The sequence below is a fragment of the Microbacterium sp. ZW T6_19 genome, from assembly GCF_044987465.1.
Lineage (GTDB): Bacteria > Actinomycetota > Actinomycetes > Actinomycetales > Microbacteriaceae > Microbacterium > Microbacterium natoriense_A.
Genome location: NZ_JBJDRH010000018.1, coordinates 13,425 through 30,179, shown reverse-complemented (window position 1 = coordinate 30,179; position 16,755 = coordinate 13,425). Strand labels below are relative to the sequence as shown.

The following is a 16,755-nucleotide window of genomic DNA, read 5'->3' as shown; positions in this document are numbered from 1 at the left end:
AGGGCGGCCCCCCCCCCCGCAGCGGCAGCCAAGCCCGGTCCCGCAGCGCCCAAGCCCGCAGACAACGCGGCGCCGAAGCCCGGCGCTCCCCGCCCCGGCAACAACCCGTTCTCCTCCTCGCAGGGGATGGGTCAGCGCCCCGCAGGTCCGCGTCCCGGCAACAACCCCTTCGCCTCGGCGCAGGGCATGGGTCAGCGTCCCACTCCCGGTAACATCCCGCGCCCGCAGGCGCCGCGTCCCGGCGCTCCGCGTCCGGGTGCTCCGCGTCCGGGTGCTCCCCGTCCCGGAGCTCCGCGCGGCGGTCAGGGCGGTCGCCCCGGTGCTCCGTTCCAGCAGCGTCCCGGCGGCCCCGGTCGTCCCGGTGGTGCAGGCGCTCCCGGCGGCGGTCCCGGTGCACGTCCCGGCGGCGGTTTCGCCGGTCGTCCCGGTGGTGGCGGCGGTCGTGGTCGTGGACCCGGCGGCGGCACCGCAGGCGCCTTCGGCAAGGGCGGCGGCAAGAGCAAGCAGCGCAAGTCGCGTCGGGCCAAGCGGCAAGAGTTCGAGATGCGGAGCGCTCCGGTCGTCGGCGGCGTCAACGTCACCCGTGGCAACGGGGAGATCATCCGCATGCGCCGCGGCGCGTCGATCTCGGACTTCGCAGACAAGATCGAGACGCTGACCGGTTACACGGTGCAGCCCGGAACCCTCGTCACCATCCTCTTCAACCTCGGCGAGATGGCCACGGCCACCGAGTCGCTGGATGAGGCGACCTTCGAGGTCCTCGGTGCCGAGCTCGGCTACAAGGTGCAGATGGTCTCGCCCGAGGACGAGGACAAAGAGCTCCTCGAGGGCTTCGGCCTGGACCTCGAGGCCGAGCTGGAGAACGAGAGCGACGACGACCTCGAGATCCGTCCTCCGGTCGTCACGGTCATGGGTCACGTCGACCACGGTAAGACGCGACTGCTCGACGCGATCCGCCAGACCAACGTCATCGAGGGCGAGGCCGGCGGCATCACCCAGCACATCGGTGCGTACCAGGTCTGGACCGAGCACGAAGGCATCGAGCGTGCCATCACCTTCATCGACACCCCGGGTCACGAGGCGTTCACCGCCATGCGTGCTCGTGGTGCGCAGGTCACGGACCTGGCGATCCTCGTGGTCGCGGCCGACGACGGCATCATGCCGCAGACGGTCGAGGCGCTGAACCACGCCCAGGCGGCGAACGTGCCGATCGTGGTCGCGGTGAACAAGGTCGACAAGCCCGAAGCCAACCCGGCCAAGGTGCGTCAGCAGCTCACCGAGTATGGTCTGGTCGCCGAGGAGTACGGCGGGGACGTCATGTTCGTCGATGTCTCGGCTCGTGCCGGCACCGGCATCCAGGACCTCCTGGACGCCGTGCTGCTCACCGCAGACGCGGGTCTCGACCTCACAGCCAACCCGAACAAGGCCGCTCGTGGTGTCGCCATCGAGGCGAAGCTCGACAAGGGCCGCGGTGCGGTCGCCACAGTGCTGATCCAGTCCGGAACGCTCCGTGTCGGTGACGCGATCGTCGCAGGCACCGCCTACGGCCGCGTGCGTGCCATGGCCGACGAAAACGGCGACGCCGTTCTCGAGGCCTACCCGTCGCGCCCCGTGCAGGTGCAGGGTCTGAACTCCGTGCCCCGCGCCGGTGACGTGTTCATCGTCACCGAAGAGGACCGGATGGCCCGCCAGATCGCCGAGAAGCGTGAAGCGGTCGAGCGCAATGCGCAGCTGGCCAAGGCCCGCAAGCGGATCTCGCTCGAGGACTTCACCCGCGCTCTCGAAGAGGGCAAGGTCGAATCGCTCAACCTCATCATCAAGGGCGACGTGTCCGGTGCCGTCGAGGCGCTGGAGGAGTCACTGCTCAAGATCGAGGTCGACGAGTCGGTGCAGCTGCGCATCATCCACCGCGGTGTGGGTGCGATCACCGAGTCCGACGTCAACCTCGCGACGATCGACAACGCGATCATCGTGGGCTTCAACGTCCGCCCCGACACGAAGGCGCGCGAGCGCGCCCAGCGTGAAGGCGTGGACATCCGCTTCTACTCGGTCATCTACAACGCGATCGACGAGATCGAGAGCTCGCTCAAGGGCATGCTCAAGCCGGAGTACGAAGAGGTCCAGTCGGGTGTCGCCGAGATCCGCGAGGTGTTCCGCTCCTCGAAGTTCGGCAACATCGCCGGTGTCATCGTGCGGTCGGGAACGATCACGCGGAACGCCAAGGCCCGCGTCATCCGCGACGGTGTGGTGCTCGCCGACGGACTCGCCATCGAGTCGCTGCGCCGGTTCAAGGACGATGTCACCGAGGTCCGCACGGACTACGAAGCCGGTATCGGCCTCGGCAAGTACAACGACATCCAGATCGGCGACGAGATCGAGACCACCGAGCTGGTCGAGAAGCCTCGCGGCTGATCGGATACGACAGCCTCTGGGCGTCCTTCGCCTCTCCTGGCTCGCGAGTCAGGAGAGGCGAGGACGCCCGTAGGCTTTTCTCAGAGGGAGAAGACAATGGCTGGTGAAAGACAGGCACGCCTCGCGGACCGCATCCGCGTGATCCTGGCAGAGCGTCTCGAGAAGGGACTGCGCGATCCGCGCCTCGGCTTCGTCACGATCACGGATGTGCGCGTCTCGGGTGACCTCCAGCACGCCTCGGTGTTCTACACGGTCCTGGGCACGGAAGAGGAGCGCCTCGCGAGCGGCGCGGCACTCACCTCGGCGACGGGGATGCTGCGCACCGAGGTGGGCCGTCAGCTGAGCACACGTCTGGTACCGACCCTGGAGTTCATCCCCGATGCGCTGCCGGAGAACGCGGACCACATCGGTGCCCTGCTGCGTCAGGCTCAGGAGCACGACGCGCAGGTCGCCAAGCTGGCATCGTCCGCCTCGCACGCGGGCGACGCTGATCCCTACGTGCGCGCAGGCGACGAAGACTGATCCCGTTTGCTAACCTCAGCTGTGCGGCAAGGTGTCCGCGCAGCTGAGGGGGGATCAGCATAGACGCTTGGAGCGCGCCAGGATCGGCGCCCATCACGCCCGCATCCGTGGCGGCGCTTCTCGACGAGCTGCGCAGACAGGATCTGACCTGCGCGCCGCACGTTCTGGTGCGCATCGTCGTCCAGCTCGGGGGAGACACTCCGACGATTCGGGAGATGATCGCCCGGCTCGACCCGCCTGCGAGATTCGGACTGCGGCCGCTGCCCGCTCCGCTGCCGATGGTCCCCACGATCCAGGCGAAGTACGACAGCCTCGAGCTGGACGATCGTGACCGTGACCTGCTCCTCGCCGTCTCGCTGTGCCTCGGTGACGAGCTCGAGCCGCTCTTGGCCTTCGACGGCCGCATCGCGGACGAGCTCATGCTCAGCGCGATCGGACCGCATCTCGCGCTACGGGCGGGGCGCGTGCGCTTCGTCGACCCACTGCTCGACATCTGGGTGCGCTCGACGACGGACTCCGCGGTCCAGGCGTCGGTGAACGAGCGCCTGGTGACGATCTTCGTCGCACGTGACGATCGCGTGAGCGCTGACTGGCATCGTTCTCGCGCCTCGTTGCGAGGCGTGCCGGAGGCGGCGCCCGAACTCATCAGGATCGCCAGGGAGCTCTCCGAGGCCGGCCACTCTTCGCGGGCTCTGCAGCTCGCCGGCGAAGCAGCGGCTCACGCCGCCGGCATCGTGCTCGACGAGGCGCGGGTTGTGGCGGGAGCGTCGGCGATCGCCGCAGGGTACGCGACCGAGGCGGCGGCCTGGCTCGGCCCGTTGTTCCCCGAAGGAGCCGAACGGTACCGGCTTCAGGGGCTCAGCGCGCTCGTGATCGCGCAGGCGTACCTGCAAGGCGCCGTTCCCGCGATCGACCCTGACTCGTTCCGTCCGCGCACTGACGATCTCGACGACTGGTACTCGTGGACCCGCGCTACGGCGTTCGCGGCAGTGCTGTGCGCTGAGCGCGGCGATCGCCGCGGAATGCGCACATGGCTCAAGGCTCTGCGCGACGGATGCGCGATCGTCGGCGCCGAGCGCGAATTGCGCGACCCGGTGGTGGCGCTGAGCTGGCTGATCGCGGGGGAGTCCGACGTCGAGGCGATGGTCGGGGCAGGTCCGCTGAGCGGAGGGATGCTGCGAGCACTGCGATCCGCGCTCGACGGCGACATCGACGCAGGACTCCGGCTTATCGCGGTGGGAGACTCGGGGCTCGGTGCCGAGATCGATCCGTTCGTGGCCGGCTTCGAGTACAGCCCCGTGGTGAACGCCTACCGCGCGGTCGTCGAAGTGCTGCTGCTGATGTGGCGCGGAGACATCCGCGTCGCGCAGGAGCGCCTGATGCAGGCCGCCATGATCCTCCCCGTGGCGATGCCGTTCGCCGGTCTCGGCGTGGTGCTCGCCCGTCGACTCGATCTGGCGGTGCTGGGGCGGGTCGGGCCGTTCGGAGAGGCGTTGACTGCGGCTCTTCCGCCCGCCGTCCGGCTGGACCATCTCGTCGACCGCGCGATCGAGGCGCACCTGTCCGGGTCCTTCGAAGAGGCCTCCTCGTTCATGAAACTGTGGAGCGATCGCGGGCGTCCGTCACCGATGCTGTCGGTCGCGGGCCTGGACGAACTCGCGCCGATCGACGGTGACCCGGGGGCGGCGATCGGGACGGTCGCTCCTGCGGAGGTTCTGGAGGCGCAGCGACTGCGGGCCAGGATCGCGACGACGACCGATGCGCGCTGGCGTGCGGACCGCGACGAGCTTCTCGAAGCGACCCGTGCTCTGGCGTCGCCCTTCTCTCGAGCACGGGTCGAATCGATGCTCGGCATCCGCGCGGTGATCCGCAACGAACTCGACGCGGCGAGCGAGCATCTGCGCACGGCGCAGCGGCTGTTCGACGTCGCCGGCGCCGACGCCTGGGCCAGAGCATCCGCTGCGCGTGTGGCCCTCGTCGAAGAGGAGGCCACGCGAGGAGACGCGGCACACGACTCGCTGCCCGCGTGCCGACTCGCCTGGGCGCCGCTGCTCACGAGCCGAGAGCTCGAGGTCGCGATGAAGGTCGTGACCGGACTGTCGAATCGCCAGATCAGCGATGAGCTGCAGCTGTCCGTGCGCACCGTCGAAGTGCACCTCGGCAGGGTGTTCGGCAAGCTCGCCGTCCGCAATCGCGTGGAGCTGATGGTGCTGGCGCGTCGCACGGTCCAGTACCTGTGAGGATCAGCGGGGAAGAGTGAGCATCTCACCGTCGGCCTCGGCGAGACCGTCGGCGATGAGCGAATTGACCGCCCGGTCACGCTGGCGAGCGTCCGGCCAGTCGGGCAGGAGCGCGCTGAGCAGCACCGATCCCGTCGGCGCTTCGCGCAGCATCCGCAGCACCGCGCCCCTCGTCTGACGGTCCGAACCCTCGAAGGCGGCCTGGCGTCGTCGGGTGTCGCCCGTGTCGGGTCGCCCTGCGGCCACCCATGCGCATCGTTCGACGAGCGGGCAGATATCGCACCGTGGGGAGCGCGCCGTGCAGACGGTGGCGCCGAGCTCCATGGCCGCCGCGTTGAAGACGGCGGACTCGGCGTCGGATGCCGGAAGAAGCGACTCCATCAGCGCCAGGTCGCGGCGCGACGGTGAAGCAGGCTGCGCCAGCCCCTGGACGGCGCGCGCGAGGACCCGCCTGGTGTTGGTGTCGACCACGGGGTGCCGGTCGCCGTAGGCGAACACCGCGACCGCCCTCGCCGTGTAGTCGCCGATGCCGGACAGTGCGAGGAGCGCGTCGACGTCGCGTGGCACCACACCGCCGTGCCGTTGCGTGATCTCGATCGCGGCCCGGTGCAGCCACAGGGCGCGTCGTGGGTATCCCAGGTTCGCCCACTGCTGAACCACGTCGGCCGGTGTCGCCTCGGCCAGAGCCGGGGGCGTCGGCCAGCGCGCCAGCCACGCCTCCAGATGTGGGATCACTCGATTGACGGGCGTCTGCTGCAGCATGAACTCGCTGACGAGCGTGCCCCAGGCGCCGTAAACGTGATGGAACTGCGATGTGCGCCAGGGCAGGTCGCGGGCGGCGCCTCGATACCATTCCGACAGCGGCAGCTCACGCTCGGGGAAGGCTGACATCGAGTGCACCTCGACAGCCTAGGCGAAATGCCGCCGACGACCTGAGGAGATGATGATGAACACACGGCAGCGTGGCGCGATCGTGCTGATCACCGGACTCGTGCTGGCTATGGGTACAGCCTGCGCGCCCGGAGCAGGCGAGGCGGAACCCGGTTCGAGCGCGACTTCGACGGCGACGCAGACGCCATCGCCTGAACCCTCGTCGTCGCCCTCAGCCGACTCTGAGGACCCCACCACCTGGATCATCAGCGAGGAGGGCGTGGGACCGATCGAGATCGGCGGTCGGCTCGCGGAGACTCTGGCCGAGTTGCCGCCGACGTGGACGAACGACGAGAACTGCTCCTGGACCGCATGGTGGAACGCCGACGATTCGAGCTACGGCGTGTTCTTCGTGCGGGGAACGGAGAGCGAGGATGCGCCGGTGCGGGAGATCTCGGTCTACACCGCTGCGGAGACGCCGGTGGCTGTGCCCTCTCCCGTGACGGACAAGGGGCTCGGAGTCGGCGCCACGACGGAGGAGGTGCTCGCGGCGTATCCCGACGCCGAGGAGGGCGTGGCGTCCGCAGGAGCCGGAACGTGGCTGAAGGTGCCAGGCGACGCGGAGGCGCACATCTTCTTCGAGTACCGCGAAGGCGCAGCCGGAGCATCCGATGTCGTCGTCACCATCGGAGAGCAGCCGTCATACGAGGTGTGCGGCTGAGAATCCGCGCGCATCGTAGGCTTGAGGGATGGTCTCGCCCGGCATCCTCCTCGTCGACAAACCCGCAGGCCTCACCAGCCATGATGTCGTCGCCCGCGCCCGGCGCGCCTTCGGCACCCGCAAGATCGGGCACGCAGGCACGCTCGACCCGATGGCGACGGGTCTCCTGGTTCTCGGCATCGAGGGTGCGACGCGTCTGCTGACGTACGTCGTCGGTGCGGACAAGACCTATGAGGCCACGATCCGGCTCGGGCAGACGACGGGAACCGACGACGCGGATGGCGACATCCTGACCCGGGCTTCCGCTGACACCTGGGCTGCCGTCACAAAGGAGCGAATCGCCGACGGCATCAGCTCGCTCACCGGCGTGATCTCGCAGGTTCCCAGCTCGGTCTCCGCGATCAAGGTCGACGGCAGGCGCGCCTACGACCGCGTTCGCGCGGGGGAGGAGGTCGTGCTCGCGGCTCGACAGGTGACCGTGTCGCGCTTCGAGATGCTCACCCGACGGGACGGCGACGGGGTCGTCGACCTCGATGTGGTCGTCGACTGCTCCTCGGGCACCTACATCCGCTCGCTCGCGCGCGATCTCGGCGCCGAACTGGGCGTCGGAGGTCATCTGACCGCGCTCCGGCGCACGAGGGTGGGTGATTTCGACGTGACGGATGCCGTCGGCATCGACGATCTCGACGGCGCACCGTTGCTGAGCCCCGCACAGGCGGCGGCTCGTGTGCTGCAGCCTCTGGACGTGACGGCCGACGACGCCCGCGATCTTCGGCATGGCAAGCGCCTCGCCGGGCAGGCGTCTCGACTGGACGGCGCTCTGGCGGCCGCTATCGACGACGAGGGCATGCTGGTCGGAGTCGTGGAGAAGCGCGGAGCCGACCTGAAGAGTGCCATGAACATGCCGGAGGCCGTCCGATGATCCTCTGGTTCACTGTCGCTCAGGTCGTCGTCGCCGTGGCTGCCGGATCGCTCTGCATCGTGGCCGGGCTCACAGGGCGTCGCCCCAGCGACGTGACGGTCGGAGCCCTGGCGGTCGTCGAGGCGCTGCTGATCGCGCAGGTGGTCGTCGCGATCATCGCGCCGCTCGCAGGCAACCCTCCGACCGGTGATCTGCTCGAGTACTGGGTCTATCTCGTCTCGGCCGTGCTTCTGCCGATCGGAGCCGTGCTCTGGGCGCTGATGGAGCGCAGTCGTTGGAGCACGGTGATCCTCGGAGTGGCAGCTCTCGCCATCGCGATCATGTTGTGGCGCATGCAGGTCATCTGGACCGTTCAACTCGCTTGAGCGCGAAGCCACGGCATCCGTCGCGGATTAGGATGGACGAAGCTATGAGCACCCCCGCACCCCCTTCTCGGATGACCGGCATCGGTCGTGTCCTCGTGATCGTCTACGCCGTGATGGCGCTGGCTGCGACCGGCCGAAGCTTCGTGCAGATCTTCCGCCGGTTCGATGAGGCGCCGCTCGCGTACTCGCTGTCTGCGGTGGCGGCCGTCGTCTACATCCTCGCCACACTCGCTCTGGTTCTCGCCAAGCGCAGAGGCTGGTATGCCGTCGCCTGGATCGCCATCGTTTTCGAGCTCACCGGGGTGATCGTCGTCGGCGTGCTGAGCCTCGTCGTCCCCGAGCTCTTCCAGCACGAGACCGTGTGGTCGCTGTTCGGCAGAGGGTATGTGTTCATCCCGCTGGTGCTGCCGATCTTCGGTCTGTGGTGGCTTCGCACGCACAGGCCAGCGGTCGCGGAGACTCATCGGGTCGAGGTGACCGCGTGATCGTCTTCCGCGACCCGGGCGAGGTCCCCGTCGACTTCGGGCCGTCGGCCGTGGCGATCGGCAAGTTCGACGGTGTGCACGCCGGGCACAGGGCGGTGATCGAACGGCTCAAGATCCAAGCCGCGGCATCCGGATCGCGTGCCGTGGCCGTGACCTTCGACCGCAACCCCCTGGCAGTGCTGCGCCCTGATCGCTGTCCCGAGAACGTCGTCACGGTCGAGCGGAAGCTCGAGCTGCTGGGTGAGCTGGAGCTCGACGCCACTCTCATCCTGACCTTCGACGCTGAGCTGGCTGCGCGCAGCGCAGAAGACTTCGTCGACGACATCCTGGTGGCGGCGCTCAAGGTGTCGACGGTGCTCGTCGGCGAGGACTTCCGCTTCGGCCGTGGGGGAGCGGGAACGCCCGCACTTCTCGCCGAGATGGGGCCGAGTCGCGGGTTCAGCGTCGAGATCGTCGACGACGTCTACCTGCCCGGTTCCGATCGCCGGGTCTCATCGACCTGGATCCGCGAACTGCTCATGTCCGGAGACGTCAGCGCCGCCGCCGATGTGCTCGGTCGCCATCCCGACGTCCGCGGTGAAGTGGTGCACGGACTCAAACGCGGACGCGAACTCGGCTTCCCGACCGCGAATCTGTCGACGATCACCGACGCATTCGTTCCCGCCGACGGGGTGTACGCGGGGTGGCTGGTCGATCACGACACCGGCATCCGCCATCAGGCTGCGATCTCGGTCGGCACCAACCCCACGTTCGACGACGTGCTCGTCCGTCAGGTCGAGGCGCACGTGATCGACGAGACCGGACTCGACCTGTACGGGCACGACGTCACGGTCGAGTTCGTCGAGCGACTGAGGGGCATGGTCGCCTTCGAAGGCATCGAGAAGCTCAAACTGCAGATGGCCGACGACGTGATCGACGCTCGACGAGTGCTCGGCACCGAGGCGTAGAAGGTGAACTCTGCGTGTCCCGCGGCACCAGCGCCCGCCCTCATGGCGTAGACTGACGCTTGGTTCCCAGTGATCCTCGCAAGTCTTTCGTGCGTCGACGGGAACCCGTACTACGGTCCGCACGGTCCTGGCTCGCGCCACACGCGGACATCGAAGACGGCTCCGGCATCCCGCGGATGCTGTGGCCTCCACGCTCAGGAGGAGCATGCCGACCACGGCACCAGCCGCCACGCGGCGCAGGAAGACGTCTCGTCGCGATGACGAGGCACCGCTGATCCCGATCCTGGCGCGCAAAGTGCGCGAGATCGAGGCGAAGTCTCAGCGAGGAAAACTCGGTCCGACGAATCGCGTCAAGTTCCAGGTGATCGCATTCCTCGTGCGCGAGGAACGCGCCAGAGTGAAGGCGGATGTCGAGATCGGCGACGCCGCTCGCTCGGAGCTGCTCAAGCGGCTCGACGGCGTCGCGACGATCCTCGCCAAGACGGCGGCGCGCGACACCTCTCTGATCCAGCTGCTCGAGGCCGATCAGGCCACGTCTCCCGTGGCCAAGCGCATGCGCAGGGACTGGCTGCTCGAGTCGGGTGCCGAGCTGGCGCCCGAGGAGCTCATCATCGCGGATGTCGCACCCGTGCAGGTGTCTGTCGTACCCGCGGCCATCGCCGAGCGTCAGGTCACTCCGCCCTCCGTCGAGGCGCGCCAGCTCTCGAATCCCTTCCTCGCCCCCGACCTCACGCCCCGCTCGACCGCGACTCCGCGACGTCGGCTCGACGGCTGGGAGCTCATGGGCCCCCTCTACAAGGCGTTCGAGACCGGCGCCGGGGGATCCGCGGCCAGCATGGAGCTGCCTCCCGCCCCCGAGTTCGATCACGTCTCGCCCAAGGGGCTCGAGGTCATGGTGCACCAGTCGCGCTTCCTCGAAGCCGTCCGCGGCGGCCACCGCAGCTTCCTGCTGGCTGACGAGCCGGGCCTCGGCAAGACGGCGCAGTCGGTGCTCGCAGCATCCGTCGCCGGCGCCTACCCGCTGCTCGCCGTCGTCCCGAACGTCGTCAAGATGAACTGGGCGCGCGAGGTCGAGCGTTGGACGCCGCAGCGTCGGGCCACGGTGATCCAGGGTGACGGCGGCGACATCGACGCCTTCGCAGACATCTTCATCGTCAACTACGAGATCCTCGACCGGCACCTGTCGTGGCTCGCCTCGATCGGCCTGCGCGGAATGGTCGTCGACGAAGCGCACTTCATCAAGAACCTGTCATCGCAGCGTTCGCAGAACGTGTTGTCGCTCGCCTCGCGAGTGCGCGAGCAGACGCCAGGCGGCAACCCGCTCATGCTCGCCCTGACCGGAACCCCGCTGATCAACGACGTCGAGGACTTCGACGCGATCTGGCGGTTCCTGGGGTGGACCACTGGGGAGAAGCCGGGTCCCGAACTCATGGAGAAACTCGACTCGACAGGTTTCACGCCGGCGGACAAGGCGTTCTACCCCGAGGCTCGCGACGCGGTGATCTCGATGGGCATCGTTCGTCGCAAGAAGAAGGACGTCGCGGCAGATCTGCCCGACAAGCTCATCGCCGATCTGCCGGTGCAGCTCGACGACGAGTTCGGGCGGGGCATCCGCCAGGCGGAACGAGAGCTGGGCGAGCGCCTGGCTGCGCGCTACCGGCGCATCATCGAGGCTCGCGGCGACCGGGGGCTCGCGCCCGGGGAGATCGACGAGGACATCGTCAGGCTCGTGGCTCTGAACGAGCTCGAGGAGTCGAAAGCGGCGGGCACGGGCGGAGACAACGTCTTCACCATGGTGCGCCGAATCGGCCAGGCGAAGGCTCAGCTCGCGGCGGACTATGCCGCACAGCTGCAGCGCTCCGTCGGCAAGGTCGTGTTCTTCGCGAAGCACATCGACGTGATGGACCGGGCTGAAGCGCACTTCGCAGCATCCGGCATCCGCTCGGTGTCGATCCGAGGCGATCAGACCTCGACGGCGCGGCAGCAGGCCATCGACGACTTCAACAGCGATCCGGGTGTCGGGATCGCCGTGTGCTCGCTCACGGCCGCCGGCGTCGGTCTCAACCTTCAGGCGGCGTCGAACGTCGTGCTCGCCGAACTGTCGTGGACGGCCGCCGAGCAGACGCAGGCGATCGACCGGGTGCACCGCATCGGCCAGGATGAGCCGGTGACCGCCTGGCGCATCATCGCCGCGCACACGATCGACACGAAGATCGCGGAGCTGATCGATCAGAAGCACGGCCTCGCTGCGCGCGCGCTCGACGGCGAGACCGTCGATGAGGTCGCCGCCGAGCCGATTCAGCTGGCGGCGCTCATGCATCTGCTGCGAGGTGCCCTCGCCGCAGCGTGAGAAATGGGTGTTAAGAATTTCGGTTCTTAACACCCATTTCCGTCGAATCCGGTGTTGTTCTCGAACTTCTGGCACAAGGTCCGGATTTGGCGGCAAGATTTGCCGTTTTCGCCGCCGAGAATGGCGCTCGATCGTTGTGGGGCGCTAGTGTCGTTCGCAGGCAACGTCGCCTTTCCCCCCTCACTTACCCGAACAACCGAAGGCGGCAGCATGAAGATCGGCATCCTCACGAGCGGCGGCGACTGCCCCGGACTCAACGCGGTGATCCGCGCGATCGTGCTCAAGGGCACCCGTGCGTACGACCTCGAGTTCGTCGGCATCCGTGACGGCTGGCGCGGGGTCGTCGACGGCGACTTCTTCCCGCTCACACGCCACGACGTGAAGGGTCTCTCCAAGGTCGGCGGCACGATCCTCGGCACCAGCAGGACCAACCCCTACGAGGGAGAGCGCGGCGGCGCCGAGAACATCGCCAAGACGCTGTACGGGCACAAGATCGACGGCATCATCGCCATCGGCGGCGAGGGCACGCTCGCCGCGGCCGATCGCCTGGCCAAGGACGGCATCAACGTGCTCGGCGTCCCGAAGACGATCGACAACGACCTGCGCGCCACCGACTACTCCTTCGGCTTCGACACGGCCGTGAACATCGCCACCGACGCGATGGACCGCCTGCGCACCACGGGCGACTCGCACCGACGCTGCATGGTCGCCGAGGTCATGGGACGCCACGTCGGCTGGATCGCCCTGCACGCCGGCATGGCCGCGGGTGCTCACGTGATCTGCATCCCCGAGGTCCCGATGTCGATCGACGAGATCGCCGACCTCGTCACGAGCGCTCACGACCGTGGTCGGGCGCCTCTCGTCGTGGTGTCCGAGGGCTTCAAGCTCCGCGACATGGACGAGGCGTACAGCGACAAGGGGCTCGATGCCTTCAACCGCCCGCGTCTCGGCGGCATCGGCGACCTGCTCGCACCCGAGATCGAGCGGATCACGGGCATCGAGACGCGAGCCACGATCCTCGGTCACATCCAGCGAGGCGGAGCGCCCTCGGCGTTCGACCGGGTGCTTGCGACTCGCCTCGGCATGCACGCCGCGGATGCGGTAATGGACGCCGCGTGGGGCCAGATGGTCGCCATGCAGGGCACCGAGATCGTGCGAGTGCCTTTCGCCGATGCGCTGGGCGAGCTGAACACGGTTCCTCAGGTTCGTTACGACGCCGCGGCGACGCTCTTCGGTTGAGCTCCGGTCTTCGGGGGATGCGCGGTTGCGTCGCGATCTCGCTAATTGCGTGACTGAACCCGTGCGACGGTCACAGTTGTGGCGGGTTGAGTGGCGTCATCTCGCCGGATGCGTGACTGAACCCGCGGGACGGTCACAGTTTGGGCGGGTTGCGTGGCGTCATCCCGCCGGATGCGTGACCGAAGCGGTGGAAGTGCCGGCTCCAGCGGCCTCAGTCGCGTCCGGGGCGCCACCCGGCGTCGAACAGGGCGCGGCTGACTCTGTCGACCGCGACCTGAGGGGACGGGCGGACATGGTGACTGAGTACACGAACGAGGTTCCAATCCACGTCGCGGATCTCGTCCCAACGGTCGGCGTCGCGGGCGAATTGCTCGTCTGACGCGTGCACTCGCCCGTCGTACTCGCTCGCTACGCGGTAGCGGGGCCAAGCGAGGTCGAGGCGGGCGATGAAGCGCCCGTCATCGCGCGACAGATTCCAGTTCAGTTCGGGGAGTGGAAGTCCCGCTCTCGTCAGCAGCAGGCGAAGCCTGGTCTCGCCGGGACTCTCCGCGCCGATGCGAATCTCGGCCAGCGCCTGGACTAGCAGCGCGCTTCTGAGAGTCGACGCGGCGGCTTCGTCCTCGAGGTCGGCGAGGCTGACAAGCCTCCGTCGCGGTAGGACGAGATGATCGCCCGCGGCGATCAGATCATCGAGCCGCCAGTCTTCAGCGGCCTGACGCCAGAGACGTGCCGGATGCTCGATCGGGAGTCCACGCACGAGCCAGCGGTCGGGCGGCCTGGCGCCCAGGCGGTGCCCGGAGACTCCTGCTCGGCGAGGCTTGCCGGCAGGGTGGCGTGCCGCGACGTGCAGTTCGAGCTGATCTGCCGTCGTGTAGGGGATCGGCGCCCCAAGCAGTGCCAGTCCGGTTGCGCCGCTGTAGAACTGATCGGGAGTCAGCGCGGGAGCGAACTCCTCGGCGCGACGCCGCAGATCGCCTTGGACTCGCTCCATGCGCTGCGACGGCGTCTCTGAGACAACATCGACCGCATCGCTCGGCCGCCGCAGCACCCGCACGCCGCGAGTAGGGGCGACGAGGTCGCTGGCACGCATACGTGAACGGCTCACGCCGAGCTCACGCGCCTCGGCGATGCGGAAGGCGCCGTCGCCCAGAGGAGGCGGAAGGGGCTGCGCACGCGACATGCTCCTGATCACACCTCATCCAGCGCGCCGCTCACGCCTTCGGTGGATAACTCTGCTTCGGCGTGCTTGTGCAGGAGAGGTCGCGTTCACCCTGATGAGGTGATCGGTCGATCCGGCGGCTGCGCTGGCATCCGTGACCGTCCAGTTCCGCCACTGTTCGCGAGTGCGGTCACCTCACTGGTGGCCAGAGATCGACGCCGGTCACCATTGTCGTGACCGGCGTCGACCTTGGTCGCAGTTGGGGTGGCCTGCGCGGTAAGAGACCACCACTGGCGTGACTGGGCTCGATTCTGATCGCAGCCGACGGCGGCAGCCCGCTACTCGGCGAGACCGAGCACGTCGAGGAGCCAGGCGAGTTCGAACGCGCGCTCGCGCCAGGAGTTGTACCGACCGCTCACGCCGCCGTGACCGGCGACCATCTCGCACTTGAGCAGGACGTCGGATGCTCCGGCCTCGCGCAGCGCGGCTACCCACTTCGCAGGCTCCACGTAGGCGACGCGCGAGTCGTTCAGCGAAGTGACGGCGAGGATGCGCGGGTACTCGACGCCGGCGCGCACATTCTCGTATGGCGTGTACGACTTCATGTACGCGTACACCTCCGCGTCGTGCAGCGGGTCGCCCCACTCGTCCCATTCGATGACGGTGAGCGGCAAAGAGGGGTCGAGGATCGTCGTGAGCGCGTCGACGAACGGCACGGCCGCGAGGATCCCGGCGAACGACGACGGTGCCAGATTCGCCACAGCCCCCATCAGAAGGCCTCCGGCGCTGCCGCCCTCGGCGACGAGCCGCTCGGCTGACGTCACGCCACTCGCGATCAGGTGCTCGGCGCACGCCACGAAGTCCGTGAACGTGTTGCGCTTGCTCAGCAGCTTGCCGTCCTCGTACCACTGCCTGCCCATCTCGCCGCCGCCGCGCACATGCGCGACGGCGAAGATGACGCCACGATCGAGTTCCGACAGGCGGGCGACTGAGAAACCGGGGTCGATCGAGTGCTCGTACGAGCCGTAGCCGTACAGGTGCACGGGGCGAACGGACGCCCCCGGCTCCCCGAAGGAACGCTTCCAGACGAGCGAGATGGGCACGCGGGTGCCGTCGGATGCCGTCGCCCACGCCCGCTCCTGGCCGTAATCGGCGGGGGAGTAGCCACCCAGCACGACCGCCTGCTTGCGCAGAACGAGCTCCCGGGTGGCGAGGTCCAGCTCGTACACGGTGCCCGGCGTCACGAAGGAGCCGTAACCGAGCCGCAGGAACGGCGCGTGCCACTCCGGGTTTCCGCTGACCCCGGCCGAGTACAACGGCTCATCGAAGGAGACGTCCTCCAGCACGTTCGAGGCGTAGTCCAGTAGTGCGACTCGTTCGAGTCCTTCGCTGCGGTACTCGACCGTGCCGAAGTCGCGGAAGGCGTCCATGCCGAGCAGGCGCCGCCCAGGAGTGTGCGGCAGCACCACGCGGCGCTCGCTCTGAGGAGCGGATGCCGGCACGGAGACCAGCTCGAAGTCCAGAGCGTCCTGGTTGTGCAGGATGTACAGGCGGTCCTCGCCGCCGACCACGGCGTGCTCGAGCGAATACTCGACGCCTTCGGCTCGAGGCCACACGACACGGGGCTCGGCAGTGAGGTCGCCGTGGAGATCGACCAGATACTCCTCGCTCGTGATGCTGGACCCCACCGCGATCACGAGGTACCGCCGGCTCCGGGTGATCCCGGCGCCGAGCCAGAACTTCTCGTCGGGCTCATGGAACAGCTGCACGTCGTCGGAGACGTCGGTGCCGAGGCGATGCAGCCAGAGCGTGTCGGGCCGCCAGGCCTCGTCGCGCGTCGTGTAGATGACACCAGTGCCGTCGGGGGTGAGGAACGCGCTGCCAGTGTTCGGGATCTCATCTTCGAGCGTCTCTCCCGTGACGAGATCGCGCACATGCACCGTGTAGAGCTCATCGCCGTCGAAGTCGGTGGACCAGAGGAGCTTCGTCGCGTCATCCGATGTGTCGAAGGCGCCGAGCGAGAAGAACTCATGGCCCTCTGCCTCGAGGTTGCCGTCCAGCAGCACGACCTCGCCAGGAACGGCGACTCCGGGTTCGAGGACGGGAGGAGTCCAGTCGTCCGGGGCTGCGGCGGTTCGGCAGTGGATGCCGTACTGCGCTCCCTCCTCGGTGCGGCTGTAGTACCACCAGTCGCCGCGCCGGGTCGGCACCGAGAGATCGGTCTCCTGCACGCGGCTCTTGATCTCCTGGAACAACTGCTCGCGCAGCGGGCCGAGATGCGCGGTGGCGGCATCCGTGAAGGCGTTCTCCGATTCGAGGTGTGCGATCACCTCGGCGGACTCCTTGTCGCGCATCCATTCGTACGGGTCCTCGAAGGCGTCGCCGTGATGGGTGCGGGAGGTCGGGCGTCGGGCGGCGATCGGTGCGTCAGTCACCGTTCCACGCTAGCCCAGGTCGAGTTGACCGGCCCCGGCCCGGATGGGAGGATTTAGCGGGGCCGGTAAACGGAAGTCAAACCCACGA

13 protein-coding genes are annotated in these 16,755 nt (G+C 68.1%); 10 read left to right on the top strand and 3 right to left on the bottom strand.

Annotated features, from left to right (window positions below):
* From infB to ACI3KT_RS18265, 3 genes are all read left to right on the top strand, one after another.
* Window positions 1-2,412 (top strand): translation initiation factor IF-2 (gene infB, locus ACI3KT_RS18275; protein WP_404905840.1); only part of this gene is annotated, 2,412 nt, incomplete at its 5' end.
* Between the two features lie 96 nt (window positions 2,413-2,508).
* On the top strand, window positions 2,509-2,934 hold the full coding sequence (gene rbfA, locus ACI3KT_RS18270) for a 30S ribosome-binding factor RbfA (RefSeq protein WP_404905839.1): 426 nt from the start codon (window positions 2,509-2,511) through the stop codon (window positions 2,932-2,934).
* Window positions 2,935-3,041: 107 nt separating this feature from the next.
* Window positions 3,042-5,174, top strand: coding sequence for a LuxR C-terminal-related transcriptional regulator (locus ACI3KT_RS18265; protein ID WP_404905838.1), 2,133 nt, complete (start codon window positions 3,042-3,044; stop codon window positions 5,172-5,174).
* 3 nt (window positions 5,175-5,177) lie between these two features.
* Here the strand turns inward: ACI3KT_RS18265 and ACI3KT_RS18260 are convergent, their stop codons facing one another.
* Window positions 5,178-6,065 (bottom strand): A/G-specific adenine glycosylase, encoded by an 888-nt coding sequence (locus ACI3KT_RS18260; RefSeq protein ID WP_404905837.1) that lies wholly within the window; start codon window positions 6,063-6,065, stop codon window positions 5,178-5,180.
* A gap of 55 nt (window positions 6,066-6,120) precedes the next feature.
* Between ACI3KT_RS18260 and ACI3KT_RS18255 the strand changes: the two genes are divergently transcribed.
* The 7 genes from ACI3KT_RS18255 to ACI3KT_RS18225 all read left to right on the top strand — a co-directional run bounded on the left by ACI3KT_RS18255 (window position 6,121) and on the right by ACI3KT_RS18225 (window position 13,073).
* Window positions 6,121-6,765, top strand: coding sequence for a hypothetical protein (locus tag ACI3KT_RS18255; protein WP_404905836.1), 645 nt, complete (start codon window positions 6,121-6,123; stop codon window positions 6,763-6,765).
* A 28-nt stretch (window positions 6,766-6,793) separates the two neighbouring features.
* On the top strand, window positions 6,794-7,687 hold the full coding sequence (gene truB / locus ACI3KT_RS18250) for a tRNA pseudouridine(55) synthase TruB (protein WP_404905835.1): 894 nt from the start codon (window positions 6,794-6,796) through the stop codon (window positions 7,685-7,687).
* On the top strand, window positions 7,684-8,052 hold the full coding sequence (locus ACI3KT_RS18245; protein ID WP_292905770.1) for a hypothetical protein: 369 nt from the start codon (window positions 7,684-7,686) through the stop codon (window positions 8,050-8,052). Before truB ends, ACI3KT_RS18245 begins: the two co-directional genes overlap by 4 nt.
* Window positions 8,053-8,123: 71 nt before the next feature.
* Entirely contained in the window at window positions 8,124-8,537 is a 414-nt protein-coding gene (locus ACI3KT_RS18240) for a hypothetical protein (RefSeq protein ID WP_373426326.1), read from the top strand.
* Window positions 8,534-9,484 (top strand): bifunctional riboflavin kinase/FAD synthetase, encoded by a 951-nt coding sequence (locus ACI3KT_RS18235; protein WP_404905834.1) that lies wholly within the window; start codon window positions 8,534-8,536, stop codon window positions 9,482-9,484. The genes ACI3KT_RS18240 and ACI3KT_RS18235 overlap by 4 nt, the downstream gene beginning before the upstream one ends.
* Before the next feature lie 205 nt (window positions 9,485-9,689).
* Window positions 9,690-11,834: a DEAD/DEAH box helicase gene (locus tag ACI3KT_RS18230; protein WP_404905833.1), complete on the top strand. Its 2,145-nt coding sequence runs from the start codon at window positions 9,690-9,692 to the stop codon at window positions 11,832-11,834.
* A 210-nt stretch (window positions 11,835-12,044) separates the two neighbouring features.
* Window positions 12,045-13,073, top strand: a complete 1,029-nt coding sequence (locus tag ACI3KT_RS18225; RefSeq protein ID WP_292905778.1) for an ATP-dependent 6-phosphofructokinase — start codon at window positions 12,045-12,047, stop codon at window positions 13,071-13,073.
* A gap of 211 nt (window positions 13,074-13,284) precedes the next feature.
* Here the strand turns inward: ACI3KT_RS18225 and ACI3KT_RS18220 are convergent, their stop codons facing one another.
* Both ACI3KT_RS18220 and ACI3KT_RS18215 read right to left on the bottom strand, forming a co-directional pair.
* Complete coding sequence (locus ACI3KT_RS18220) at window positions 13,285-14,253, bottom strand: hypothetical protein (RefSeq protein ID WP_404905832.1); 969 nt, start codon at window positions 14,251-14,253, stop codon at window positions 13,285-13,287.
* Window positions 14,254-14,570: 317 nt separating this feature from the next.
* Complete coding sequence (locus ACI3KT_RS18215; protein ID WP_404905831.1) at window positions 14,571-16,667, bottom strand: S9 family peptidase; 2,097 nt, start codon at window positions 16,665-16,667, stop codon at window positions 14,571-14,573.
* Between the last annotated feature and the right edge of the window lie 88 nt (window positions 16,668-16,755).